Below are 24,757 nucleotides of genomic sequence, written 5' to 3'. Positions count from 1 at the left end.
CTCAACAGGGTGAAACAGTCTGCCCTCCGATTACCATCTCCAAAGATCCGGGAGTTAACTTGCCAGGCACCAAGGCGATCATTCTGGAGACGGCCAGCTGCAGCTCCGAGGATCTCGAATCTGCGCTGGAAATTCTCTCGGAGGACGAACTTCAGCGGTTTCGCGCGTTTCATTTCGATCAGGACCGGAAGGACTACGCGCTTGCACATTCGTTGCTGCGGAAAACCCTGAGTGATCTGGAACCCGGTACGGCACCGCGCGATTGGCAGTTCGCGCCAATGGCTACGGGAAAGCCGGCAGTCGCCGGTCGGTCGGAACTCGACTTCAGCCTGACGCATACACGTGGCCTGGTTGCCTGCGCCGTGACGAGGGAAGGCGTGATCGGCATTGACGCGGAAACGGATCAGCGCGCGGTCGAAGTAGACATGTTGATGCGCGACGTCTGTTCACCGGGAGAAAGACAAGAGCTGGCGAAGGTTGAAGGAGCTGACAAAACTTCCAGATTTCTGGATTTCTGGACCCTGAAAGAGGCGTATCTGAAAGCTGTCGGCCTAGGCATTTCAGCCGATCTGACCACCGTCAGCTTCACCTTGGCTGACGATCGGGATATCGCAATTTCCGCGCCGCCCGACCTCCGCCGTCCGGCCAGTTCCTTCCAGATCCGCCGGCGTCCAGGGCACTGGCGTGTCGCGCTGGCGGTCTTTGGCGGAATAGACGCTAAGGACGTTGAAATCACCCTTTGTGAAATGCGGAGCTTTTGAAAAGCCCCGAAATTTGTTATTTCGCGTCTACTAAAGTCGATCGACATGAGAACAAGCTTGGATAACGCACCTCACTGCGTGTCCAGCCTGGACGGTGGACGTCCGGAACCAGTTCCTTGCAGTTGAAGAAAAATGCAAAAGTATCAAGAGCATAAGTTTTCCATCGCCCCCATGATGGAATGGACGGATCGCCACTGCCGCGCGTTTCATCGGCAACTGACGCGGCATGCGCTGCTCTATACGGAGATGGTGACGACTGGTGCGGTGATCCATGGCGACCGGCAGCATCTGCTAGGCTTTTCCGATATTGAGCACCCGGTTGCCTGTCAGTTGGGCGGATCTGATCCGAAGGACATGGCGGAAGCCGCGCGGATTGTTGCCGACTTTGGCTATGACGAGGTCAATATCAACGTGGGTTGCCCGTCCGACCGGGTTCAGTCCGGCCGCTTCGGCGCGTGCCTGATGGAAGAACCGGCGTTGGTGGCGGCATGTGTCGAGGCCATGAAGGCCGCCGTCGATATTCCCGTAACCGTGAAATGCCGGATAGGTGTCGACGAACAGGACACTGAAGCGGCGCTTGACGCCATGGCAGATGCCGTTTTTGCTGCGGGTGCAGATGCCTTGTGGGTACACGCGCGCAAGGCCTGGCTCAAGGGACTCAGCCCAAAGGAAAACAGGGACATTCCGCCGCTCGACTATGAGCGGGTTCTGCGCCTGAAGCAGCGTCTGCCGGACAGGTTCATCGGCCTCAACGGTGGCTTACAGACGCTGGACCAGGCGGAGCCGTTCCTGGAGACCCTGGACGGCCTGATGTTTGGCCGTGCTGCCTATCACACTCCGCAGATCATGGGAGAGGTCGACCGGCGGCTCTATGGCGCCAGCGGACCGGACATCTCGCCCTGGGATGCAGTGAAGGCGCATATGGCTTATCTGGAAGATCAACTGGGCAAGGGCGTAAAGCTGGCACATATGACGCGGCACATGCTGGGCTTGTTCCACGGGCGTCCGGGGGCTAGGTCCTGGCGGCGCATTCTGACAGTGGAGGCGATCAAGCCCGGTGCTGGTCTGGAAGTGGTCGAAAAGGCGCTTGCAGCGGTCAGTCCTGCAGGAGCCGAACTGGCGGCAGCCGAATAGGACTATCGCGCGGTTCCCGATCCGCTCAAGGCGTCATGATCAGCTTGTCGCCTTCGATGCGCCAACTGCGCAGATGATCAAGTGCGGTCATGCCGAAAAGGCTGGAATCGAGCGTCCCCTGACGCCCGACGAAACCGCGGATGTTGCGCAGTGTGTGATCGCCGATCGTGATCGTGTCGATCTTTACCGGCGCGACCAGTGCACGGCCGTTGGCGGTGGAAACCGGTACTGAAAATGTCAGGTCTTGTGGCCGGTAGCCGGCACGCAGCGCGTCTTCATAGGTCAGGACAACGGCACTGGCGCCTGTATCAAGCAGAAACTCTGCTCGGGCACCGTTGATGCGTCCATCCAGCACAAAATGCCCGCCAGCATCGCGGACTATCAGAATGGTGCCGTCGGGCTGGGTCACGGCAAGTCCAGGCGCCAGAGCTCCAAGAACGCGGTAACCCGCCTGAACCAGTTCCGCCTTGTAGACATAGCCGACAACGAGCAGGGCACAGAACCCACCCCAGAAAACCGTGCCGTGCAGAATTTCGCGGGCTTTCGGCTGGCCGAACAGGAAACTGGCCAGAAAAACGAAGGCGAGTGCGGAAAGGGCAACAACCCGGGGGCCGGTATCATCGAAATTGACATTCGCCGGGTCGGTCGGGTCACCAAAAAACGCATAGAAAGCGGCAACTGCCATGACCAGCACCAGAATGACGACCATCAGGCCGCGGTAGTTTCTGCGATTGTTCATCCGCGCACTCCGGGCGGAGTGGTCGGCTGAGGCCGGTTCGCCAATTCTGCGAGGATCTGGTTGCGCTTGGCCTCGGTGTAACTCGCCCAGGACGCGATTTCGTCAAGAGTGCGCAGGCAGCCTGTGCAAAGGCCTGATTTGGCGTCGATCTGGCAGATGTTGATACAAGGTGACTTCATGAAGCGCATATGGCCGCTGATTGTGGCGTTGCCAAGACTGTAATGGGCGGAAAACAGCGAAAAACGACCGGATCAATAGCCGCCTGACGCATAGGTGAACGGCGCGGTGATGACCTTGATCGGCAAGGTAACAGCTGCCTGTGCCGTGGTGCCCACAAAGGACCCCAGGTCGTCGCCAAGATTGGCGCCACGGTTGTGGTCGGCACTGGACCCGAGAGCGGAGCTGCCTAGTGCCTTGCGCAAGTCAGGCTGCAGCTGTGCGAGCTGCGCAAATTTCGAATGGTTCGTGCTGTCCAGCGATTCAAGCTCGGTCACATCGATAACGACCGCACCGAGTTCCGCCAGTTCCTGATCGTTGGAAAAAGCCCCGACTCGTTCCTTGCCGCCTGCAATGGTGCGCGAGATGCGCAGGGCTTTGTCATCACGCGAAACGATAACGGTAAAGGGCCGGGGCATCGGGCCAATCCGCTTGAGCTGGGACTTGAAGAGGTCGATATCGATGTCGGGTGCTGCCAGAACGATGTCGTTGACATGCTTTGCGACAAGCCGGCGGTTCTCCGGTCGTGCCTGTACCGCGGTTTCCATCAACAGCCAATTGCCCATGGAGTGGGCGAGGATGGTGATGTTGTCGGCATTGGTCTTGGCAAGTTCCACAAGCGTTTCTTCAAGGGCTCCGCGAGCAATCGCGGCGCTGTTGAGGTCGTAGACGTAATCCTGAAGCTTGCCGCGTGAGGCCCAGGTAAACAGAACTGGTACCCCCTGGAACTGACTGTCGTTGACAATCTGCGCGAACCGGTAAAGCCCTTCCGGAAAGCGAGTGTTGTAGCCGTGAATGAACAGCATGATGTCGCGTTCGCCGCGCGGCAAACTGGCAAGTCTGGCGTTGACGGAACGCCGGAAGGCGGCCTTGTCGGCAATGTAGTCGGCTTTGCGCGCAACAAAATCGGTCTTGGGGTTTCCCGGCAGACTTTCGGGCCACTCGATCTGGCCCGGTTTGTGAGACGGCGGTACCGAAATCGAGGCTTCCGCGTAATTGACCGCGGCTGAACGCTCACCGCTGAAATAGGTGTCGGGGCGGTCGTCCCGCTGGCGGGTGGTGACGATCAGGATATCATTCACCCTGGCACCAACGACCGGGTCTTCGTTGAGCGCGAGCGCTCCGACTTCCGGTCTTCCGGAACAGGCGGACAAGATGGCAAAAACGATCAACAGGGTTGCTGCACGCAAACCTGTTGCTTCTCGTCTAACTGAATTGCCCGATACTGACATGTGAGCCATTCCCGCCACCAAGGCCTCTATCCGCTACTCACGGCACCATAAGCATCCCTGCAAGAAAGCCAAGAGCGGTGAGTTGTTGAACAGCGCCTAAAACATCGCCAGTGGCTCCGCCAATCTTGGAAACGGCAAGCCGGCCGGTCGCATGTGCTGCGGCGGTGGCGATGGCAAGAGCCAGCAGCAAGGCCGGCAGGGAGAGCAGGAAGAACGCAGGCAGCATCACGGGCAACGTCACAAGAAAAGCTTGTTGCACGGTCGACCGGGAAGGTTTTCCAAAGCGAGCTCCGAGCCCTTCAGGTCTTGCTGATGGCAGACATTGCCACTGCCAGACAAGCAGCATCCGGCTGAGGGCTTCTCCCGCCAGAAAAAGCAGCGCTGCATCAGCCGGCCCGAATTTTTGCCATAGCGCTGCAAGCAGGACGGTACGCAGGAGTACCGAGATCATCAGGGCGAGAGCCCCAAAGGCTCCGATGCGGCTGTCCTTCATGATGTCGAGCCGTCTTTCGCGGGTTGCACCGCCGAAGAAGCCGTCGGCTACGTCGCTCAAGCCATCTTCGTGAAGGGCTCCGGTCGTTGCCGCAAGAACCGCGGTCAGGAGAACTGCAACGGCCAGAAGTGGCAGTTGAGTAAAACCGAGCGCAACACCAACGCCGGCCGCAGGCAGGGCAATGATTGCACCAGCCAGAGGCGCTGCACGGGCGATCCGAACAAAGTCCGGAGGGGACATCGGGTCGTCTTCGGTGTTGACTGCAGGCAGGGGAAGCCGGGAGAAGAATCGTACGCAAGCTGCCGTGTCCGCGGCGAGTGCCTTGCCCCCGTGCAGCCAGACCTGGTGTCGATCCCAGGTTTTTCCGGACCGCGTTTCAGCCTGTGAATCAGGCCCTTGGTCGGTTTCAGAGCTCATCAGGCCGGTCCCGTGCTTGAGTTTTTACCGGGCGAAGTTATAGAACAGCGGCTAAGCGAGACCAAGTGGCCGCTCGACGGCCGCGAACAACCGGAACCAAAAGAACATGTCCCTCTCCGAGACCGCGCTGCCCTTTGACGATATCCGTAATCTGGTGAAATCCATGCCGGGGCCGGACGAGGAAGCGCTCGCGAGGGTGAAGGCCCGGGATGCGGAGTTGACCAAACCTGCCGGTTCGCTCGGAAGGCTTGAGGAAATTGCCGAATGGCTGGCCGCATGGTCCGGCAAGGCTCCGCCCAAGATCACGCGGCCGATGGTCGGCATCTTCGCGACCGCCCATGGGGTTGCGGATGAAGGCGTGTCCGCATTTCCGAGTGCGGTCAACCGGCAGATGGTCGAGAACTTCGCGGCTGGCGGCGCTGCAATCAACCAGATCTGCCGCGCTTATGACATCGGCCTAAAGGTGTTCGACCTGGCCGTCGACATGCCGACCCCCAGCATCACGCGGGAAGACGCGATGGACGAAGCCAATTGCGCTGCGACCATGGCATACGGCATGGAAGCGCTTGCCGGCGGGATTGACCTGATCTGTCTTGGCGAAATGGGGATCGGCAACACCACAGTCGCTGCTGCGGTTATCAATGCGCTGTTCGGCGGCAAGGCTGAAGACTGGATCGGGCGCGGTACCGGCGTTGACGACGAGGGCCTTGCCCGCAAACGCGATGCTGTCGAAAAAGCAGTTGCTCGACTGAACGGCGAACGTGATCCGCTGGAGATCCTGCGTCGCATCGGTGGCCGCGAGATTGCAGCCATGACCGGCCTCATCATTGCCGCACGCCTGCAGCGCGTTCCGGTGATTGTCGATGGCTTTGTCACGACGGCTGCTGCCGCTGTTGTTTATGCGATGGACCCGGCCGGTCTCGACCACTGCCTCTTCGCCCATGTTTCAGCAGAGCAGGCCCATGCGAAGGTGCTCGAGCACATGGGCAAGGATGCGCTGCTCGATTTTGGCATGCGTCTGGGGGAAGGCTCCGGTGCTGCGCTCGCTGCAGGTATTGCCAAGGCAGCCGCCGAAATGCACTCCGGCATGGCCACCTTTGCGGACGCCGGTGTGTCCGAAAAAGACGACTGAAGCTCTTTCAGGAATTGAAGCGGCCTGAAACCGCTGATGCGGATCAGGCCGATCTTGCCTTGCCGGACGGTACGCCGCTGTCCTTGTCGTTCGGGTCCACCCAGATGACATCCGGCGAATAGTTCATGATCCTGGCTCTCGGCAGGGTGACGATCACTTCCGTGCCTTCGCCGGGCCTGGACTTCAGCGAGAACTTGCCGTCGTGCATGTTGATCAGCGCCTGGACGATGGACAGGCCAAGACCTGTCCCGGGTTCTGCCGTCTTGATAGCATGAGACCCCTGACCGAAAGCTTCCAGCACCGTCGGAATTTCGTCTTCCGGAATGCCGGGGCCCGTATCCTTTATCGAGACGTATTGTCCGCCATCTGACGTTGGTCCGACCTTGATCCAGACTTCGCCGTTCACCGGTGTGAACTTCACGGCGTTGGACAGGAGGTTGAGCACCACCTGACGCAGCGCTCGCTCGTCCGCCCAAACGCGCGGCAAGTCCGGCTCGTGGGTGTGGTGAAGCGAAATCGTCTTGGCCTTTGCCCGAACCTTCATCATGGTCCCGCATTCCTCGACGATATCGTCCAGGAAGATCGGTTCCTCATGCAATTCGTGCCGACCGGCCTCGATGCGGGACAGGTCCAGAATTTCGTTGATCAGGTTGAGCAGGTGTTGTCCCGAGCCGTGAATGTCTTCGGCATAGGACTGGTAGTTCTTGTTGTGCATCTTGCCGAGCACTTCATCCTTCATGATTTCGGAAAACCCCAGGATGGCGTTGAGCGGTGTCCGCAGTTCATGGCTCATCGTGGCCAGGAAGCGGGACTTGGCAAGGTTGGCAGCTTCTGCGCGGCGGCGCGCTTCGTCGGACATCGCGTTCGCAGTTTCCAGCTCGGCGATCAGGTGATCCTTGTCGGCCCGGTATTCCAGCATCGTGTTGGCGTTCTTCAGAAGCTGGTTGCCCAGGATCAGGAAGAAACCCTGCGCGCCGATCGCCATGGCGGCGAGCGTATAGTGGATCGGGTTCACCTGCTGCAGGAAGCTGACGGTGACGATCAGTGTCATGGGCAAGGTGCTGGCAAGCAGACATTTCGGCAGGGTGGCCGACTGCATCGTGTTCATGGCAACCACGATCAGCAGCGTCGCGAAATGAAAGATGACAAACCCGTCGCCGGATTCGCTGGTCTGGGGCAGCAGAAAGAAGCTGGCCCAACTGCAGCCATAGACGAAGTCACCAAAGGCGAACCTGCGCCGCCAGTAGATGCGGGCTTTCTGGTCGGACGGAGCCTTCTCGTAGGAGTGGCTGGTGATCACCATCATGAAGTGGGTGCAAAGCGTCGCCGTAAACCAGGCGCCGATGAAGAGCGGGTTGATCCACAGAACGGAGATTGCGGCAACGATCAGGGCGAGAAGTGGTACTGCGTAGGCCGCGTTGATGCGGGTGTCGGCAAACAGATGCTGTCGTTCCAGATCGAAGGACGTGTACCAGTTTTCAGGCGTACCAAGGCGGCTGCGCACATCGTTGGCCGAGCGCGCCATCTCACGACGGCGCTTGGCGCGCTGTTCGTTGATGGTGACTTTGTCGTCGCCGGTTTCTGACGCAACCGATGCCATTTGCTGCCCAAAGTTTTGATTTTGTTATCGCGCTGCCGCGTGTTTATTCAACCTGACTCACCATTCCTTAAGATCGTCCTCAAGATCGTGGTAAGGGAAGTGTTAACAGGCTGTGCCAAGGTGCAACTCATTGTCAGAAAAGACGAATTCGAAAACACTCGACAGACTTGCGGCTGACGTTCGGTCGTGCCGCATCTGCGTCGAGAAACCTGAAAAGTCGGCATTGCCGCATGAGCCCAGACCAGTTCTGCAAGTGTCTGGAACAGCAAGGCTTTGTGTCTGCGGACAAGCGCCAGGCACACGCGTTCACCAGAGCGGCAGACCGTTCACCGATCCCTCAGGTGACCGGTTGAGAAACTGGATGGGCATCGACGAGGATATTTTCTACGACGCCGGTAAACTGGCTATCGTGCCGATGGGGTTTTGTTTTCCTGGACTGGACGCAAAAGGGGGCGATCTGCCGCCGCGCACCGAATGCCGCAAGGCCTGGCATGATCGCTTGTTTGCCGCCATGCCGCAGATCGAACTGGTGCTGGTTATCGGCCAATACGCCCAAGCCTATCATCTCGGTTCAAACCGCCAGAAATCCCTTACCGAGACAGTGTCGAACTGGCGTCAGCATTTCGCTCGGCAGATGGACGGCAAACCGGCGGTCCTGCCGTTGCCGCATCCTTCCTGGCGCAACAATGCGTGGCTGAGAAAGAACCCGTGGTTTGAAACCGAGCTGCTACCGGTTCTGAGAGGCGAGGTTCAGCGCCTTACAATGGTGCCCTAATTGCTGAAATTCGAAAATAATTCTCATTTCGGTGAGAATTGACATTTTCATTGAAACTCCGTTACGAGTTTTTATCTTCAATGAAAATGATTTCCCAACATGTTGCGGACTGCGCGGTCGGGAATCTCTGTTGCTCCTGGCCGGATCTTGAATTCATGATTGATCGTATCGACCGTCGCATCCTGTCCATTCTCCAGGAAGATTGTACCGTTCCGGTGGCTGAAATCGGCCGCAGGGTGGGGCTGTCGACCACGCCGTGCTGGCGGCGCATCCAGAAAATGGAAGAAGACGGGGTCATCACCGGCCGCGTCGCCTTGCTGGACCCGGCAAAGGTCAATGCGAAGGTAACGGCCTTCGTCGCCATTACCACGAGCCAGCACTCCGAAGACTGGCTGAAGAAATTCGCCGATGTCATCCGGGAGTTTCCCGAAGTGGTCGAATTTTACAGGATGGCAGGTCAGGTCGACTATCTGCTGCGTGTCGCCGTACCGGACATCGAGGCCTATGACGCCTTTTACAAGAAGCTGATTTCCCGGATCGACATCTCGGATGTCTCGACCACCTTCGCCATGGAGCAGATCAAGAACACCACGGCCTTGCCTCTCAGCTATGTGGCACCGGAAAAGCCTAAACCCGACCGGGACAAGTGAACTGGCCGGCAACACGTTCCGTTCCGGCCAGCGAACCCCTCAGGTTCATTCATTCTTCTGGTTGGTTCACGTGGACGTTTTGGGCCAATAGGTGCCGATGCTCCAGATGTTTCCTTCAGGATCCTGGCAAATGAATTCCCGGCTGCCGTAGTCCCGGTTCGTCAACCCCTCCAGGATTGTCGCCCCAGCAGCAGTGGCGCGGTCGAACAGTTTGTCGGCATTCTCCACCGCCAGATAGATTGCCTTGCCGCAAGGGCCGTCCGGATGCCCGATGATCTTTGCAAAAGCGTCGTCGCGGGCCTGACCGACCATGATCATGGCTGAACCAAAAGCCAGCTCTGCATGCACCACAGTGCCGTTGTCGTCCCTGTGCACTTCGTGTTCGACAAACCCGAATGAATCTGCGAGCCACTTGATCATCGCATTGGCATTGCCGAACCGGAAAACGGGATAAATTCTACTTGCTTCATGAGACATGTCGTACCTCCTTTGATGAAGGAGGTGATAGCTCTTCGCGATTTTGCGGGATTGAAGTTTTGTTACCTACCAGGTGTTGGCAGTGCCATTCAGCAGCCGTGTGCGCCAGGCTTCCGGTGACTAACCGGAAAACTCGGAAAAGTCCCGAATGAGATGGGCCTGATCGGCATAACCACAATCAACCGCCAAGCCGGCCCAATCGATGTCGCAGCAGTTCTGTGCATGTTTGAGCACCTTGCCGAAGCGGATCACCCGGGCAACCGTCTTGGGCCGAAGGCCGATATCCTTCCGAAACTTTTGTGCCAGGTGCTTTCGGCTCCAGCCAATCTCCTTAGCCAAAGATGTGACTGAGACCTGGCCTCCGGTTTCAAGTAGCCGTCGCAACACATGGTCCGCCGGCGTTCGTTGAACGTTGTCTTGCCGTAGGCGTTTGATGACGTAGGCAAGGGCATGATCAAGCCGCGCATTCCAGCTTGCCAGATCCTCGATCCGGCGGACAAATTCAGCCAGTTCCGGTTCCGCGACATCGGCAAACGGCAACATCTGGTCGGTCAGCAGGTCCATGGGGAACCGGAAAAAATGTCGGGCACCGATGGGAGTAAAGTTTATCTGCAGGCATTTGGCACGGCCATTTGACTGAATGAAAACCGGAGAACTGCTGAGCCCAGCCAGAAAGGTGGGACGCTCGTTTTCAGCGGTAGGATGCTGACCAAGCGCGATTTCAAACGGATCGCCGAAACTCAGGATGAGCGGAATGGTCAGCGAGGCGGTTTCAACCTGCCTGTTTGTCTGCGGGTTTCGCTCTTCGTAGCCGATGATGTCGGTGAAAAGGCTGCGCAAGTCCGGCGGTGCTGTCCGGCGCCAGAAACCGGCATCAATTCCGGGGGGAACCGAGGAGGAGGGCGGTGAGGCGTCTTGCGAGGTGGTCATGATCCTTCCTTGTCGGGGCAGGATAGGATCAACTCGGGTCGTGGTCACCCATAATCATTCAGTCTTACCGGGCCCAGCGGATGACGCGCGCGAAACCTGGCGAATTCGGCATCGGATACGGCTTTCCCGGTAAAGATCTCGATGTAGTGGGGCATGCGCTGAAGCCTGGGGCCAAGCGGCTCGCTCGGCCGATCCTTGACGATGGAGATATAGCCGATCTGCGTAAGATACATGGTGTTGGCTCTCACGTCGGCCGAGGCATGTTCATAGCCAAAACGTTCGAACATCGCCGTAAAAGCCTCGATGCGTACACGGTCGGCTTCTTCCAGCATGGGCGTCAGGTCCGGATCCGCATGTGCCCAGTTGCGCATCGCAAATTCCAGCCGGGAATCGAATAGCTCCGGCAGTAGCCATAAATCGAAAAGGTTCAGGATCGCCTCGGTGATCGTCTCGGCGTAATCCTCGGTCCGTTTCACCAGATTGCCGGTGTTTTTCGTTTGCCACTGGGTGATCAAGGCGTCGAGCAGGTCGTTCCGGTCTGAGAAATGGCCATAGAAACTGGTCCGCGACAGACCGAGCCTGTCGGCCAGGGGCATCACCTTGACGGCATCAATGCCATGTTCAATCAGCGCCTGGTAGGCAGCTTCGATCCAGATTTCACGTGTGCCGCGCCAACCGGACGTTTTTTCGATCAATAGGTCGCTCATGTGCTTGCGATAACAAAGCTCCGGCGTGCCGACAATCAAAATTGACACCAATGTCGACAAAAGCGACACCTATGTCGCTTTTCAGACTTTTCAAAGATGATCGACGGGAATTAATCTTTGCAAACCTGAGGAAATCCGTGACGCGGTGGAATGCCCGGAGAGGAAAGAGATGTCGAAAGATCCGTTGTTGCAGCCCTATCAGCTGAAACATTTGACGCTGAAAAACCGGATCATGATCACGTCGCACGAGCCTGCCTATCCTGAGGATGGCATGCCGAAGGACCGGTATCGCGCTTATCACGAGGTCCGGGCAAAGGCCGGTGTCGCACTGACCATGACCGCCGGCTCCGCGGCCGTCTCTCGCAACTCGCCGCCCGTCTTCAACAATATCCTTGCCTACAAGGACGAAGTCGTGCCGTGGATCAAGCGGCTCACGGATGCCTGCCACGAACACGATTGTGCGGTGATGATCCAGCTGACCCATCTTGGTCGCCGGACACACTGGAACAAGGGGGACTGGTTACCCGCGGTTTCGTCCAGCCATGAACGTGAAGCGGCGCACCGGGCCTTTCCCAAGCAGGTCGAAGAGTGGGACATCGCCCGCATCATCGCCGACTATGCCGACGCGGCGGAACGCATGAAGGCCGGCGGTATGGATGGCATAGAGCTGCAGGCCTACGGTCATCTGATGGACCAGTTCTGGTCTCCGGTCACCAACACGCTGGATGGACCGTACGGCGGTTCACTGGAAAACCGGATGCGCTTTTCGCTCGAAGTCATCGAGGCGGTTCGGCAGAGGGTTGGTGACGACTTCATTCTGGGCATCCGTTTTACCGCGGACGAGGATCTGGACGGAGGCATCACGGAAGACGAAGGTCTTGAAATTGCCCGTCGCCTGAAGGCTACGGGACAGGTCGACTTCCTCAATGTCATTCGGGGCCACATTGACACCGACCCTGGCCTGACAGACGTGATTCCCGTTCAGGGCATGCGCAACGCCCCGCATCTGGATTTCGCCGGTCGCATCAAGAAGGAAGTCGGCATGCCGACCTTCCATGCAGCCAAGATCCCCGATGTCGCAACAGCGCGCCATGCGATCGCCGAAGGGCTTCTGGACATGGTCGGCATGACGCGCGCGCATATGGCCGACCCGATGGTGGTTCGGAAAATTGCCGAAAAGCGGGAAGGGGATATCCGCCCCTGTGTGGGAGCAACCTATTGCCTCGACCGCATCTATCAGGCTGGCGATGCACTTTGCATCCACAACCCGGCAACCGGTCGGGAATTGACCATGCCCCACGAGATCCCGCTCGCGGGCACGAAAAAGAAGGTGGTCGTCGTTGGCGCAGGGCCTGCCGGCATGGAAGCGGCGCGCGTTGCAGGTGAACGGGGGCACGATGTGATCGTGTTCGAGGCAGCGCCACATGCCGGTGGTCAGGTCCGGCTGACAGCGCAGTCCGAGCGCAGGCGCGAAATGATCTCCATAATCGACTGGCGAATGGACCAGTGCCTGGCGAAAGACGTGAAGTTCCGTTTCAACACTTTTGCAGAAGCAGAAGATATCGCGGGAGAAAACCCGGATGTGGTGATCGTCGCAACAGGAGGCTTGCCGCATACGGAAGTCCTGAGCGAAGGCAATGATCTTGTTGTCTCTGCCTGGGATATCATTGCTGGCGACGTCAAACCGGGCAAGCGTGTACTCGTCTACGACGATGCTGGTGATCATCCCGCACTTCAGGCGGCCGAGATGATCGCAAAATCAGGCGCTCATGTGGAGATCATGACGCCGGACAGGTCCTTCGCCCCGGATGTCATGGCAATGAACCTGGTGCCTTACATGCGATCGCTGCAGGACAAGGACGTTCGCTTCACGGTCACCTACCGACTGAAAGCTGCAAAACGTTCCGGGAACTTGATCACCGCGGTCGTCGGAACAGACTATTCCAGCCACACGGAAGAGCGGGAATTCGACCAAATCGTCGTCAATCACGGTACAATACCGATGGACGAACTCTATTTCGAGCTGAAGCCGATGTCGAAAAACCTTGGTGCTGTTCAGCAGGAAGCGCTGATTTTTGGCCGCCCGCAGCCTCTTGAGGCCAACCCGGATGGCACATTCGCGCTTTTCCGCATTGGCGATGCGGTTGCGGCTCGCAACACCCATGCGGCAATCTATGATGCGTTACGTTTGGTCAAGGACATTTGACGTGATGCTGCACCGCACGCGGAAAATTTGGGCAGCGTCTTACATGGATAAGCAAATGACGCTTTTGCGCTACGGCGGTGGGGTCTGGTGGGCCTAACGTTCCCGGCAAGGACAGGCCGGGAGACTCGGCCAAAGAGGATGTGTCACCATGTTCAGCGATGCGGAAATTCTATCACTTCTGATGGGCCGACGAGCCGGGTATTCTTTGCCCCAGGCCTTCTACACCGATGCCGACGTCTACCAGGCGGACCTGAAGAACATCTGGCAGAAGGAATGGATTTTCGCCATTCCGTCTGCCGAGCTGCCGAAGTCGGGAAATTACGTCACGCTTCAGATCGGCGATTACAACATCATCATCGTGCGTGGAGCCGACGGAGTCATTCGCTCATTCCACAATTCCTGCCGTCACCGCGGCAGCCGCATTTGTGCAGCATCCAAAGGTTCGGCGCCCAAGCTGGTCTGTCCGTACCACCAGTGGACCTACGAACTCGACGGCAAGCTTCTGTGGGCGCGCGAAATGGGTCCGGAGTTCAAGCCGGAAAACCATGGACTGAAGACCGTACACTGCGTGACCGTCTCAGGCATGGTGTTCATCTGCCTTGCTGCTGTTGCACCCGACACCACGGAACTGGAAAAGCAGGCTGAACGCTATCTCGGCCCGCACGACCTTTCCAACCTCAAGGTTGCCCACCAGTCGACCATCGTCGAGCAGGGCAACTGGAAGCTTGTTCTGGAGAACAACCGCGAGTGCTATCACTGCTCCGGGTCTCATCCGTCGCTATGCCGGACATTCCCGGACGATCCCAACCTCGTGGGTGGTGACGATTCAACCTCTTCCAACGTCGGCAAGGCGCATGTGGAACGCTGCGAAGGCGCAGGGCTTCCGTCCAGGTTCCTGATTTCGCCGTCCGAGCAATGGCGTTTCGTGCGCATTCCGTTCCTGGGAGATGCGGTCAGCTACACCATGGATGGCAAGGCAGCTGTTTCCAAGCGTATCGGGTCCGTGCCTTTCGACAACGCAGGGTCTTGCCTGTTCTTCCATTATCCGAACACCTGGAACCACTTCCTGTCCGACCAGGTGCTGACATTCCGCGTTCTGCCGATCAGTCCCATGGAAACCGAGGTGACAACCACCTGGCTGGTGCACAAGGACGCTCAGGAAGGGGTCGACTACGACCTCAAGCGGCTGACCGAAGTCTGGGTCCACACCAACGATGAGGACCGTCAGATCGTTGAGGAAAACCAGATCGGCATCAAGTCGCCGGCCTATGAACCGGGGCCGTATTCTCCGGCTCAGGAAAGCGGCGTCATCCAGTTCGTCGACTGGTATTCCCGAACCCTGGAAAACGGTCTGATGGGCCGTTTCCGTGTCGCGGCGGAGTAGTACGATGATCCCGATGCCCGGACGCGATACGCCGGTCTGGTCCGACAGTGAAGTTCTGGAATGCGTGAGTGTTCTGCCCGAGGCGCCGGGGGTGAAAACCTTCACCTTCCGTCCGCCATCGGGCGCGACTTTCGTCTATCGGGCTGGCCAGTTCATCACGCTCGATCTACCGGTACCCGGCGGAAACGTTCAACGTACCTATACGATTTCCTCGTCGCCGGTGACCAACGCCTATATATCCGTAACGGTAAAGGTCCAGCAGGACAGCGTCGGTACGAAATGGATGCTGGAGAACCTTGTTCCCGGCATGCAGATCAAGGCTTATGGACCGGCCGGACTGTTCCATCTGCCGCGCAATCCGGACAACAAGTACCTGTTCATTTCAGCCGGCTCCGGCGTTACGCCCATGATGTCGATGGCGACGACGCTCTTCGAGCGCGGTGAGGATCCGGACATTTGTTTCATCCAGTGCGCAACACGGCCTGTTGATCTGATCTTCCGCAAGCGGCTTGAGTACATGGCGAGCCGCGTCAACGGTTTGCAACTGCACTTCGTCGTCACGAAGAGCGATCCTTACGAGGTCTGGACCGGTTATCGCGGGCACTTCAACCAGCTTATGCTGGGCCTGATGTGCAACGACTATCTGGAGCGCGAAGTCTATTGCTGCGGCCCCGAAGGCTTCATGGAATCCGTGCGTGAGATCCTGAACTCGCTTGGTTTCAACATGGAAAACTATTTCCAGGAAAGCTTCCAGGCGCCCGCAGAAACCAAGGCTGAACTGACAGAGTTCGATGACGTCGTACCTCAGGACGACGTGCAGGCCCAGATCGTCTTTGCCAACTCCAAGGTGTCTTCCTGGTGTTCGGAAACCGACACGGTTCTGGCGGTTGCAAAGGATGCAGGGCTCAATATCCCGTCGGGCTGTACGTTCGGTGTGTGTGGCACCTGCAAGGTGAAGAAACTTTCCGGTGAAGTTCACATGGTCCACTCCGGCGGCATCAGCGATGAAGATATCGAGGCCGGTTTCATTCTGGCCTGCTGCTCCAATCCGATCGGTACCGTCGAGGTCGATATCTGAACCGGAGATAGTCGAGGAAATATTCAAAATTTGCGATGTATCAATGGCGCGGGCATGAAGAGCGGAGTATTCTGGTCTTCATGCTCGGGAGGACGTCGCATGTTTGAAAGTTTCAGGAAACCGTTTCGGATCGCAATTGCTTTTGTGGGTCTCGCAGCTTGCGGCACCGTAGCCGCCAGCGCCCAGTCAATTCCGGAAGGCGTTACCGCCTACCAGGTTTCAGCAGCCTTTGATGATGTGCGTTTCGATCTTGAAAATGCCATCGTCAATCATGGACTGGTCATCGATTACGTCTCGCACATAGGCGACATGCTGGATCGCACATCACAAGATGTCGGTGGTCAGAAACAGATCTTCGTCAAGGCGCAGGCCATGTTGTTCTGCTCGGCAAGTCTCTCGCGCAAGGTGATGGAGGCTGACGCTGCCAACATTGCCTATTGCCCCTATTCGGTATTCGTCTACGAAACGCCGGACCAGCCTGGCACCGTAACGGTCGGATATCGACACCTCGGCGAAACAGGCTCTGAGGAGTCCAAGGCGGCCATCGGCGAAGTGAATGCCTTGCTGGATGCCATCGCCAAGGAAGCGGCAGGTCAGTAAGCGGCAGTTCGTAACTGATCGACAGCTACATTTGACTAGATGTCCGCAGCCTTGTTGAGGCGGTTCAGAACCTTCTCGGACGAAAGCTCCCGGACGGCCGCATTGCCGACCTTGCGCGCTGTCCGGTTTTCGGATGGTGCCAGGTCTTCGGCAATCGCGAGAGCGGCACCATGCAGAGGCAAGGAACGTTTGCCGATCTGGCGGAGGGCCCAGTGCACCGCTTTCCAGACAAAGTTTCGCTCGTCCGTGGCAGCAGCGCGGATCAAGGGAAAGTAGTCCAGAAACTCGGTTTCGGGCGCTGTCTTGGCGTGGACGGCGCGCCAGGCGATCAGTGCAAAGGCGGCCCGCCGGACGAATTCGCGTTCGTCTGCGGCAAGTGCCGGAACCAGTTCATTTGAACCGGCACGCCGGGCCAGAACATTCATGAGCTGATCGCACAGATCCCAGGAATTGATGTCGTTCAGCCACTGAAGGGCGAGCTCGGGTGCCAGGTGTCTGGGTGGGGTCAGAAGGATTGCCAAGAGGCGTGCTTCGTGAAAGCCGCTGGCCCAGAGTTCCCGTGCAAGGTCCGGGGAAGGGCCTATAGATCTGGCCAAAGGACGCAGCACAGAGAGTGGAACGCCGAAGGCCCGATCTGTTTCGATGCCGAACCGCGCCATTCCAGCACGGTTCGGCTCCGTTCCCGCTTCACGCAGATCGTTCAATACGTTTTCAAGTGTGAAGGTCGTGTCCGGGACATGGGGCATGTGGGTGCCCGTTTATGACTTGTCGGCGTTTTCCAGGCGGGCAATCAGGCTGGACGTATCCCAGCGTTTGCCACCCATGGCCTGAACTTCGGCATAGAACTGATCGACCAGCGCTGTAACTGGCAGGCGGGCACCGGTATCATTTGCGGTCTTCAGGCAGATGCCAAGATCCTTGCGCATCCAGTCGACCGCAAAGCCATAGTCGAACTTGCCGGCATTCATGGTCTCCCACCGGTTTTCCATCTGCCAGGATTGGGCAGCCCCGCCCTTGATTGCGGAGATGACCTTGGCGACGTCGAGATCCGCTTTCTTGGCAAAGTGGATGGCTTCGGAGAGGCCCTGCACCAGGCCGGCAATGCAGATCTGGTTGACCATCTTGGTCAATTGCCCTGCACCGCTTTCTCCCATCAGGCCCACGAATTTTGCGAAGCATTCGATGACCGGCTTGGCCTTGTCGAAAACATCCTTATCTCCGCCGCACATTACTGTCAGGACACCGTTTTCGGCACCTGCCTGGCCACCGGAAACCGGAGCATCGATGAAGCCGCAGCCCTTGTCCTTGGCCGCTGCATAAAGTTCACGGGCAACTTCGGCAGACGCGGTGGTGTTGTCGACAAAGATCGCGCCTTCCTTCAATCCATGAAAGGCACCATCATCGCCGGTCGTGACGGAGCGCAGATCATCGTCGTTTCCGACGCAGGCAAAGACGAAATCGCAACCTTCAGCTGCTTCCTTCGGAGTCTTGGCGAAGTTGCCGCCATATTCGGCAGCCCATTTCTCGGCCTTCGCGGTCGTGCGGTTATAGACCGTGACGTCGTGACCACCCTTGGTTTTCAGGTATCCGGCCATCGGATATCCCATGACGCCCAGACCGATAAATGCAACCTTTGCCATGATGACACTCCCTTCGCATGCGAAGGCCCGGAACGAGCCGGGCCTTTAATTGAACTGGTTCATCATGGTTTTAGGCCATTTGCCTCGTGCTGTCAGCTTAGATCCAGTAAGGCCCGCGCTGCCAGAGCCGCAAATGACGTTCCCGCTTCGCCGTCTTGGCGTCCAGGTGCCGCTGGGTGCGCGGATCCGGACGGGTGTTGCTGGAGAACCGGGTTGCTTCCAGGAAGCTACGTGCGTAAATATCAAACATCTGCTTACATCCTCTCGCTGCGTTGTGTGAGAGTAATGTGGCTGTTTACGGCTGCTTATGCCAGTCAGGAAGATTTTCAAAATGTAAGGTGAAATTACATATGGATTGGCGATCTCTCCCATCCCTCAACAGTCTGAGAACCTTCACAGCCGTTGCCGAGACCTGCAGTCTCTCGGCCGCCGGAAGAGAATTGAACGTCACTCACGCGGCTGTCAGTCAGCAGGTCAAGGCTCTGGAGCAGTTTCTGGGGTTGAAACTGATTGTTCGCGAGGGCAGGGGCATTGCGCTGACCCCTGAAGGCAAACAGCTCTTCGAAGGTCTGAGTGAAGGCTTTGAAATCATCAGGGAGACAGTCGATGAATTGACGCGGGAGGATCTGGTCCGTCCGCTCAACATCACCATGACGCCGTCCTTCGCCATAAGTTGGCTGATGCCGCGGATCAGCGATTTCCGGCACAAGCATCCCGACATCGAACTGATGCTCAATCCGACGGCCGAAGTGGTTGAGCTCAGACCTGGCGGCGTCGACCTCGCGATCCGTTTCGGCAAGGGCAACTGGACAGGACTTGAATCGGAACTGTTTATCCCGACGAATTTTGCGGTGATCGGTGCCAATTGCCTGATCGGAGACAAGAAGATCGAAAGTCCCGAGGACCTTCTGGAGTTTCCCTGGTTGCAGGAATACGGCACCAACGAATTGACCATCTGGCTGGAGCGCCAGGGCGTCGTGCCCAAGGGCAAGCTCAACATCACCCATTTGCCCGGCTACATGGTGCTGGAAGGGTTGCGACGCGGCGATGGTATTTCAGCCACCGCCAAGACCTTTGTCGAGCCTGAAATCGAGGCGGGTAACCTCAGGGTCCTTTTTGAAGACGGCGTTTATCCGGGGACGGGATACCATCTGGTGACCCGCCCCGGTGTCAACCGTCCACCGCTCAAGGCCTTCATGAGCTGGCTCCGGGCAATGCGCGCCGAACAGCTTGCCGATTAGCCTTGGCAGACGTCAGATTGCAGCGAGAGCCTGCTCCATGTCCGCAATCAGGTCGTCGCAATGCTCGATGCCGATGGACAGCCGCAACAGATTCTCCGGAATCCCGGAGCCTTCGCCTTCGATGGTGAAACGATGCTCGACAAGACTCTCGGTGCCACCGAGGGATGTCGCTCGCTGGAACAGGTCAAGCGCACCGGTGACGTTCAAGGCCGCTGTTTTGTCGCCCTTGACCTGTATGGACATCAGCGAGCCAAAACCGCCGGTCATCTGGCTTTTTGCAAGTTCGTGATGCGGGTGGCTCTTGACGCCGGGATAAAGCACGGCTTCCACTTTCGGATGGTTTTCGAAGTGTTCCGCGAAAACCTGTGCCGATCTGTTCATGCGCTCCACACGCAAGGCAAGTGTCCTGAGGCCCCGGAGCAAAAGCCAGGTTTCGAACGAGCCGAGCACGGCGCCGGCCAACTTGCGTTCCTCGGTCAGAAATGCCCACGCTTCGCTGCCGGCATTGTCGGTCGTGACGACGCCACCCAGAAGGTCTGAATGACCGTTGAGGGTCTTGGTCGCCGAATGCATCACCAGGTCCGCTCCGAGCGACAGAGGCTTGAGGATCAGCGGTGTTGCGGCAGTCGCATCGACGGCAAGCAGGGCGTCCGCCTGTTTGCACTGGTTGGCAATGCTCTTGATGTCGGCAACCTTCAAGAATGGATTGCTGGGTACTTCAAGCCAGACAAGATCCGGGCGGGTGACGGCTATCTCGTCCTGGAAGGACTGAAGGTCGCTTGCATCAGCTTCTACGAGAGCAATGTTGTTGCGTGCGCACATCTTGCGCAGGAACAACGTGGTACCCCAGTAAATGCCGGACTGGGCAAGCAGTGTGCCGCCTGGCTTGACGATGCGGGCAACGGCGGCGACGGCAGCCATGCCGGATGGAAACAGCCGGCTGTCTTCTCCCTCTTCAAGAGCGGCGATCAGTTTTTCGGTCTTCTTGAAAAGCGCATTGTCGTCACGGCTGTAGAGATGCCCCGGGTTGACCAGCTCATAGTTTTCGTCACGCACGAATGTGGTTGCAGTCTGTATCGGCGGCACGACGGCGCCTGTTGCTGCATCAAAACCGCCGCCGCCATGGGCCAGCAGGCTGTCGAGGTGAAGGCCATGGGCAATGGAGGGCGTTTTCGGCATGGGAGAGCTCCGTGAATGGGTGTCCCTTGGGGGTATCGCCGTCCGCTTGGATAATCAAATGAAATCAAACCATTTCGGAGAGCGGTGCCGACTTGCGTCCAAAGGAATATCGAGAAGGAGAACGCGGGACAGGTAACAGAAAAACGGGCCGGAACTTGAAAAAGCCCGGCCCAAGCATTTCGAACGCTGAAGGTCTGCTCAGCGTATCAGGTGACGCGTCAGGCGTGCTTCGATTTTGTCCCACAGGCGGCGCAGCATCTCCACCAGGAACAGGTAGATCACCGCTGCCCAGATGTAGGCCTGGAAATCATACGATCTCGAGTAGGCCCGTCTGGTTTCTCCAAACAGATCGAACACCGTCACGATTGCCGCAATGGCGGAACCCTTGAGCATGAGAATGATCTCGTTGCCATAGGGGCGCAGAGCAACGATCAGTGCCTGCGGCAGGATGATCTTGAAGAAGGTAATCTGCTTGTTGAGGCCGAGAGCAGCAGCCCCTTCCCACTGACCTCTGGGCACGTTTTGAATGGCGCCGCGCAGGATCTCGGCCTGGTACGCGGATGTATTCAGTGAAAACGCGAAGATCACGCAGAACCAGGCCTCCCGGAAAAGACCCCACAGGCCGACCGCTTCCAGCTGTGCCTGGAAGGTGCCTGCGCCATAGTAGACAAGGAAGGTCTGTGCCAGCAGCGGTGTGCCGCGGAAGAAATAGACGAAACAATAGGCCGGCTTCGACAAAAGCCACCATTTCGACGCCCGTGCAGCTGCGATGGGAACGCTCAGCACCGCACCAATCAGCAACGACAGGCCGACGATCTGAAGGGTGACCAGAAAACCGCTGAGGTACTCGGGCCAATACTTCAGCACGAACGGACTGGCGACGTTTATCGCCAGATAGTAGAGCAGCCAGGCACCAGAGACGATCCAGAGTGCCATGAGGACATGGCCGAGAATTCGTGTCTTGGTCCAACCCCGGGGCGGTGCGGGCGGCCGTTTCATGCCTGTGGCGGGGTTCGCGGAGATCATCGTGCCGTATCTCCGCGTTTGCTCCAGCGCTCGATGCGCACGAGACCGGTGGACGATATCATTGCCAGGACCAGGTAGATCAGGCAGGCGATGCCAAAGAACATGAAGGGTTCTTTGGTCACCCTTGCGGCGATCCCGGACTGGCGCATCACGTCAGACAAGCCGACCACGGAAACGAGCGAGGTGTCCTTGAGAAGGACGAGCCAGCTGTTTCCAAGTGCGGGCAGCGCGAGCCGGATCAATTGCGGCAGTACTACCAGTCGAAGGGTTTTGCCTTTCGACAGTCCAAGCGCATATCCGCCTTCGTATTGTCCCTGCGGGATCCCGCGAAAGGCGGAAAGAAACGCCTCGGAAGCGTAGGAAGAAAAGACGAAGGAGAGTGCGATGACACCGGCGATAAACGAATTGACTTCAAAATAGAAGTCGAAGCCGGCCATCTTCAGCAAGACCTGTATCGCGATCTGTAGTCCGAAGTAGACCAGGAACAAGGTCAGCAGTTCCGGCAAGCCCCGGAAAAGAGTGGTGTAGATATTGGCCGCCAGGCGCAAGCTGGGTTCCGATGACTTTTTCGCAAGCGCAATCAGAAATCCCAGAAACAATCCGAACGGCAAAGTCACTATTGCCAAGCAGACGGTTACAACCACGCCCCAGGCAATTTCGTCTCCCCAACCCTCTGGTCCGAAGGAGAGTAGCGTCAAAGCTTCATTCATAAGCCGGCGCTTCTTTCTGTTTGTCGTTGTTATTCCGGCCGCCCCTCCGGCCGTACTGCGGGATTTTTCCCTGCAGGTGGTGCAGCGCACAGGGCGCGCTGCACCGGAATGCGATCAACTGGAGGCTAATCAGCCGCCGTAAACGTCGAACGTGAAGTACTTGTCGTTGATTTCCTTGTACTTGCCGTTCGCCAGGATGCCTTCGATGGCCTTGTTGAACATTTCCTTCAACTCGCCGTCGTCCTTGCGGATGGCAATGCCGGCGCCTTCACCGTTGATCACCGGGTCCGGCGTCAGGGTGCCCAGCAGCTTGCAGCAGGCACCGTCATCGGTCGCGAGCCAATCGGACAGAACCACAACGTCGTCAATGACGGCATCGACACGGCCGCTGGCAACGTCGAGCTTGTATTCATCCGGCGTCGGATAAAGCTTCAGGTCTGCGGACGGCAGCTTTTCTTCAGCATAGTTGGAGTGGGTGGTGGAGGACTGTGCACCAAGTGCGACACCCTTGAGGTCTTCATCCGACGTACCGGTCAGAGCGGAATCCTTCGGCACGGCAATTGCCGGCGGGGTGTTGTAGTACTTGTTGGTGAAGTCGACCTTTTCCTTGCGCTCTTCGGTGATCGACATGGAAGCGATCACGGCGTCGAACTTGCCGGCCTGCAGGGCAGGGATCATGCCGTCCCAATCCTGGGTAACGAATTCGCACTCGACTTTCATTTCTTCGCAGAGTGCCTTGGCAATATCGATGTCGAAACCAACCAGCTGGCCGTCTGCGGTCAGGGAGTTGAACGGAGGATAAGCGCCTTCGGTGCCGATACGCACCTTTGACCAGTCTTTCGCCTCAGCGCCACTCACGGCAGCCAGTACTGCTACTGCGGCCGCAGCCATACGCAATACACGCATATTTTGTTCCCCTAATATCTTCTTCGCGGCGCAAGCGGGTTCGTCCCGCCTTCTTGCCCGAGCGCTCTATTCCATACACTTCGGTTCAAATTTCAAGCATGCCTACGAAAAAAACACAGCGTGATTTCGCCGAATTTTCAATTTTTCCGGCATGTCGTTGGGGAAGCGTCAAGTCATTGTGGAAACCTGACTGTTCCCTGAGACCGTTTCTTGTGCCGTAGAAGCATGCCACCCTTAAACGAATGTCGGCCGAAGGGCGGAAATCAGGCCTTTGAGTCGGCTGTTGCTTCTGCTGCTTCAGCTTCCTGGGAAGCGTCGTGAACGTCGAGAACGGATTGCAGGGTAATCACCGGTCGGGAAAGCGCGTCCCCTGCATCGGCCCCACGATAGGGTGTCGGCGAAACAACCGGCTGCTTCGTCAATTCGGCGATCTTTTCTTCGTGAACAGCCCTGTTTCTGGGGGAAAGGTTGTCCAGACCGAGTTCGGTCAGCCCGTGATCTTCAAGATACTTGTGCCGAATTCGCTCTTCTTCAGGCAATTCACGCCAATCTGCATATTGTTCCGCAAGAATGCTGCGGAATTGCAGAAACCGGCTTTCGGTTTCGCTCGGCTGCTTTTGGAGCGCCCTGGCGGATTGCGGCGACACGGAAGGCGTGGGCGGCAGAGCAGATGTCATCGGATCCTCTTTCTGGCTGCAAGCATTGCCAAATATGCAAGCAAAAATAGTGCCGAGAGGAGATATTAAAAACCCTGATGAATCTCATGAACTTATTGAATTTGATGCTGGAAGCCGAACTTCCTAGGAAAAGACTACCCGGTGACACATGGTTATTTCTGCCGGGTTTCGGAAAAGGGCCCTGCAATGTCGGACTACGAACTTTTCATCGGAAACAAGAACTACTCCTCCTGGTCATTCAGACCGTGGATCGCTCTCAGGCATAAGGATATTCCCTTCCGGGAGACCCTGGTTCCTTTCGATTTCGAGAATGGAAATCCAGAATTCGCGGCATTTTCACCAAGCAGAAAAGTACCGGTGCTCAAGGATGGCACCCTGACGGTGTGGGACAGCCTGGCGATCCTGGAATATGTCGCCGACTGCTTTCCGGACAAAGGCCTGTGGCCAGAGGACAAGGCCAAACGCGCCTGGGCACGGTCCATCTCGGCGGAGATGCATTCCGGTTTTACCGCTCTTCGCAGCGAATGTTCCATGAACATGCAGCGGCCTGTAGCGGCAAATGCCGTCAGCGACGCTGTTGAGGGTGAGGTCAACCGCATCGTGACCGTCTGGAAAGAATGCCTGGAAGCGTCAGGAGGTCCTTTCCTGTTTGGCGATTTCACGATTGCCGACGCCATGTATGCACCCGTCGTCAGCCGTTTCGAGACCTACCAGCTAACCAACGACCCTGTGGTGAGCAAATACAGCGAAGCCATGAAGGCAACCGAGGCCTGGAAAGTCTGGGAAGTGGCTGCACTCAAGGAAACCTGGGTCGTCGATACCGAGTGAGGTTCCTGTCTGCCCGGCG

General features: G+C 57.7%; 27 protein-coding genes. 11 read left to right on the top strand and 16 right to left on the bottom strand.

The genetic code is table 11. From position 1 onward, the window contains the following. The first annotated feature begins 59 nt into the window (after positions 1 to 59). A complete protein-coding gene (locus FIV05_RS22305; protein ID WP_152511012.1) occupies positions 60 to 761 on the top strand; it encodes a 4'-phosphopantetheinyl transferase superfamily protein in 702 nt (233 codons plus the stop codon). Between the two features lie 132 nt (positions 762 to 893). After that, positions 894 to 1,895, top strand: a complete 1,002-nt coding sequence (gene dusA, locus FIV05_RS22300; protein WP_152511011.1) for a tRNA dihydrouridine(20/20a) synthase DusA — start codon at positions 894 to 896, stop codon at positions 1,893 to 1,895. A gap of 25 nt (positions 1,896 to 1,920) precedes the next feature. On the opposite strand, the gene FIV05_RS22295 is transcribed toward dusA, so the two are convergent. From FIV05_RS22295 to cobS, 4 genes are all read right to left on the bottom strand, one after another. After that, positions 1,921 to 2,634 carry a TIGR02281 family clan AA aspartic protease gene (locus FIV05_RS22295; RefSeq protein WP_152511010.1) on the bottom strand — a complete coding sequence of 238 codons (714 nt, stop codon included), beginning with the start codon at positions 2,632 to 2,634 and terminating at the stop codon, positions 1,921 to 1,923. Next, a complete protein-coding gene (locus FIV05_RS22290; protein ID WP_209009752.1) occupies positions 2,631 to 2,813 on the bottom strand; it encodes a DUF1289 domain-containing protein in 183 nt (60 codons plus the stop codon). The genes FIV05_RS22295 and FIV05_RS22290 overlap by 4 nt, the downstream gene beginning before the upstream one ends. 72 nt (positions 2,814 to 2,885) lie before the next feature. After that, entirely contained in the window at positions 2,886 to 4,040 is a 1,155-nt protein-coding gene (locus tag FIV05_RS22285) for an alpha/beta hydrolase (protein WP_209009751.1), read from the bottom strand. A gap of 79 nt (positions 4,041 to 4,119) precedes the next feature. Then, complete coding sequence (gene cobS / locus FIV05_RS22280) at positions 4,120 to 4,992, bottom strand: adenosylcobinamide-GDP ribazoletransferase (protein WP_152511008.1); 873 nt, start codon at positions 4,990 to 4,992, stop codon at positions 4,120 to 4,122. 106 nt (positions 4,993 to 5,098) lie between these two features. Between cobS and cobT the strand changes: the two genes are divergently transcribed. After that, a complete protein-coding gene (gene cobT / locus FIV05_RS22275) occupies positions 5,099 to 6,124 on the top strand; it encodes a nicotinate-nucleotide--dimethylbenzimidazole phosphoribosyltransferase (protein ID WP_152511007.1) in 1,026 nt (341 codons plus the stop codon). A gap of 43 nt (positions 6,125 to 6,167) precedes the next feature. On the opposite strand, the gene FIV05_RS22270 is transcribed toward cobT, so the two are convergent. Next, positions 6,168 to 7,724 carry a HAMP domain-containing sensor histidine kinase gene (locus FIV05_RS22270; RefSeq protein WP_022999494.1) on the bottom strand — a complete coding sequence of 519 codons (1,557 nt, stop codon included), beginning with the start codon at positions 7,722 to 7,724 and terminating at the stop codon, positions 6,168 to 6,170. Between the two features lie 130 nt (positions 7,725 to 7,854). Between FIV05_RS22270 and FIV05_RS22265 the strand changes: the two genes are divergently transcribed. Further along, positions 7,855 to 8,499, top strand: coding sequence for a uracil-DNA glycosylase family protein (locus FIV05_RS22265; RefSeq protein WP_055653842.1), 645 nt, complete (start codon positions 7,855 to 7,857; stop codon positions 8,497 to 8,499). Positions 8,500 to 8,657: 158 nt separating this feature from the next. After that, positions 8,658 to 9,149, top strand: coding sequence for an Lrp/AsnC family transcriptional regulator (locus FIV05_RS22260; RefSeq protein ID WP_031268819.1), 492 nt, complete (start codon positions 8,658 to 8,660; stop codon positions 9,147 to 9,149). 66 nt (positions 9,150 to 9,215) lie between these two features. Here the strand turns inward: FIV05_RS22260 and FIV05_RS22255 are convergent, their stop codons facing one another. The 3 genes from FIV05_RS22255 to FIV05_RS22245 all read right to left on the bottom strand — a co-directional run bounded on the left by FIV05_RS22255 (position 9,216) and on the right by FIV05_RS22245 (position 11,263). Next, positions 9,216 to 9,626, bottom strand: coding sequence for a VOC family protein (locus FIV05_RS22255; RefSeq protein WP_152511006.1), 411 nt, complete (start codon positions 9,624 to 9,626; stop codon positions 9,216 to 9,218). A gap of 120 nt (positions 9,627 to 9,746) precedes the next feature. Next, a complete protein-coding gene (locus FIV05_RS22250; protein ID WP_152511005.1) occupies positions 9,747 to 10,556 on the bottom strand; it encodes a helix-turn-helix domain-containing protein in 810 nt (269 codons plus the stop codon). Positions 10,557 to 10,600: 44 nt separating this feature from the next. Beyond that, positions 10,601 to 11,263, bottom strand: coding sequence for a TetR/AcrR family transcriptional regulator (locus FIV05_RS22245; protein ID WP_152511004.1), 663 nt, complete (start codon positions 11,261 to 11,263; stop codon positions 10,601 to 10,603). Positions 11,264 to 11,432: 169 nt separating this feature from the next. Here FIV05_RS22245 and FIV05_RS22240 point away from each other — a divergent pair, with 169 nt between their 5' ends. From FIV05_RS22240 to FIV05_RS22225, 4 genes are all read left to right on the top strand, one after another. Then, complete coding sequence (locus FIV05_RS22240; RefSeq protein ID WP_152511003.1) at positions 11,433 to 13,469, top strand: NADH:flavin oxidoreductase; 2,037 nt, start codon at positions 11,433 to 11,435, stop codon at positions 13,467 to 13,469. 148 nt (positions 13,470 to 13,617) lie between these two features. After that, positions 13,618 to 14,853 carry an aromatic ring-hydroxylating dioxygenase subunit alpha gene (locus FIV05_RS22235; protein WP_075283824.1) on the top strand — a complete coding sequence of 412 codons (1,236 nt, stop codon included), beginning with the start codon at positions 13,618 to 13,620 and terminating at the stop codon, positions 14,851 to 14,853. A 4-nt stretch (positions 14,854 to 14,857) separates the two neighbouring features. After that, on the top strand, positions 14,858 to 15,931 hold the full coding sequence (locus FIV05_RS22230) for a hybrid-cluster NAD(P)-dependent oxidoreductase (RefSeq protein WP_022999486.1): 1,074 nt from the start codon (positions 14,858 to 14,860) through the stop codon (positions 15,929 to 15,931). Positions 15,932 to 16,030: 99 nt separating this feature from the next. After that, positions 16,031 to 16,531 carry a DUF302 domain-containing protein gene (locus FIV05_RS22225; RefSeq protein WP_152511002.1) on the top strand — a complete coding sequence of 167 codons (501 nt, stop codon included), beginning with the start codon at positions 16,031 to 16,033 and terminating at the stop codon, positions 16,529 to 16,531. A gap of 35 nt (positions 16,532 to 16,566) precedes the next feature. Here the strand turns inward: FIV05_RS22225 and FIV05_RS22220 are convergent, their stop codons facing one another. From FIV05_RS22220 to FIV05_RS31660, 3 genes are all read right to left on the bottom strand, one after another. Continuing rightward, positions 16,567 to 17,277, bottom strand: coding sequence for a DNA alkylation repair protein (locus FIV05_RS22220; RefSeq protein WP_152511001.1), 711 nt, complete (start codon positions 17,275 to 17,277; stop codon positions 16,567 to 16,569). 12 nt (positions 17,278 to 17,289) lie between these two features. Next, the gene (locus FIV05_RS22215; protein WP_152511000.1) at positions 17,290 to 18,171 is read right to left on the bottom strand and encodes an NAD(P)-dependent oxidoreductase; all 882 of its coding nucleotides are present in this window, start codon (positions 18,169 to 18,171) and stop codon (positions 17,290 to 17,292) included. A 97-nt stretch (positions 18,172 to 18,268) separates the two neighbouring features. Further along, the gene (locus tag FIV05_RS31660; protein WP_173013910.1) at positions 18,269 to 18,421 is read right to left on the bottom strand and encodes a hypothetical protein; all 153 of its coding nucleotides are present in this window, start codon (positions 18,419 to 18,421) and stop codon (positions 18,269 to 18,271) included. A gap of 100 nt (positions 18,422 to 18,521) precedes the next feature. Here FIV05_RS31660 and FIV05_RS22210 point away from each other — a divergent pair, with 100 nt between their 5' ends. Next, positions 18,522 to 19,412, top strand: a complete 891-nt coding sequence (locus tag FIV05_RS22210; RefSeq protein WP_022999481.1) for a LysR substrate-binding domain-containing protein — start codon at positions 18,522 to 18,524, stop codon at positions 19,410 to 19,412. Positions 19,413 to 19,424: 12 nt separating this feature from the next. On the opposite strand, the gene FIV05_RS22205 is transcribed toward FIV05_RS22210, so the two are convergent. From FIV05_RS22205 to FIV05_RS22185, 5 genes are all read right to left on the bottom strand, one after another. Then, positions 19,425 to 20,591, bottom strand: a complete 1,167-nt coding sequence (locus FIV05_RS22205; RefSeq protein ID WP_152510999.1) for a PLP-dependent aspartate aminotransferase family protein — start codon at positions 20,589 to 20,591, stop codon at positions 19,425 to 19,427. A 198-nt stretch (positions 20,592 to 20,789) separates the two neighbouring features. Beyond that, the gene (locus FIV05_RS22200; RefSeq protein WP_152510998.1) at positions 20,790 to 21,617 is read right to left on the bottom strand and encodes an ABC transporter permease; all 828 of its coding nucleotides are present in this window, start codon (positions 21,615 to 21,617) and stop codon (positions 20,790 to 20,792) included. Beyond that, entirely contained in the window at positions 21,614 to 22,327 is a 714-nt protein-coding gene (locus FIV05_RS22195; protein WP_152510997.1) for an ABC transporter permease, read from the bottom strand. The genes FIV05_RS22200 and FIV05_RS22195 overlap by 4 nt, the downstream gene beginning before the upstream one ends. Positions 22,328 to 22,456: 129 nt before the next feature. Beyond that, positions 22,457 to 23,233 (bottom strand): ABC transporter substrate-binding protein, encoded by a 777-nt coding sequence (locus tag FIV05_RS22190; RefSeq protein ID WP_152510996.1) that lies wholly within the window; start codon positions 23,231 to 23,233, stop codon positions 22,457 to 22,459. A 263-nt stretch (positions 23,234 to 23,496) separates the two neighbouring features. Continuing rightward, the gene (locus FIV05_RS22185) at positions 23,497 to 23,910 is read right to left on the bottom strand and encodes a hypothetical protein (protein WP_152510995.1); all 414 of its coding nucleotides are present in this window, start codon (positions 23,908 to 23,910) and stop codon (positions 23,497 to 23,499) included. Positions 23,911 to 24,096: 186 nt separating this feature from the next. Here FIV05_RS22185 and FIV05_RS22180 point away from each other — a divergent pair, with 186 nt between their 5' ends. Beyond that, the gene (locus tag FIV05_RS22180; protein ID WP_152510994.1) at positions 24,097 to 24,738 is read left to right on the top strand and encodes a glutathione S-transferase family protein; all 642 of its coding nucleotides are present in this window, start codon (positions 24,097 to 24,099) and stop codon (positions 24,736 to 24,738) included. Positions 24,739 to 24,757 lie beyond the last annotated feature (19 nt).

The organism is Labrenzia sp. THAF191a (genome assembly GCF_009363335.1).
GTDB lineage: Bacteria > Pseudomonadota > Alphaproteobacteria > Rhizobiales > Stappiaceae > Roseibium > Roseibium algicola.
Note: the sequence above shows the minus strand (reverse complement) of the source record. Positions and strands in the feature narration are given on the sequence as shown.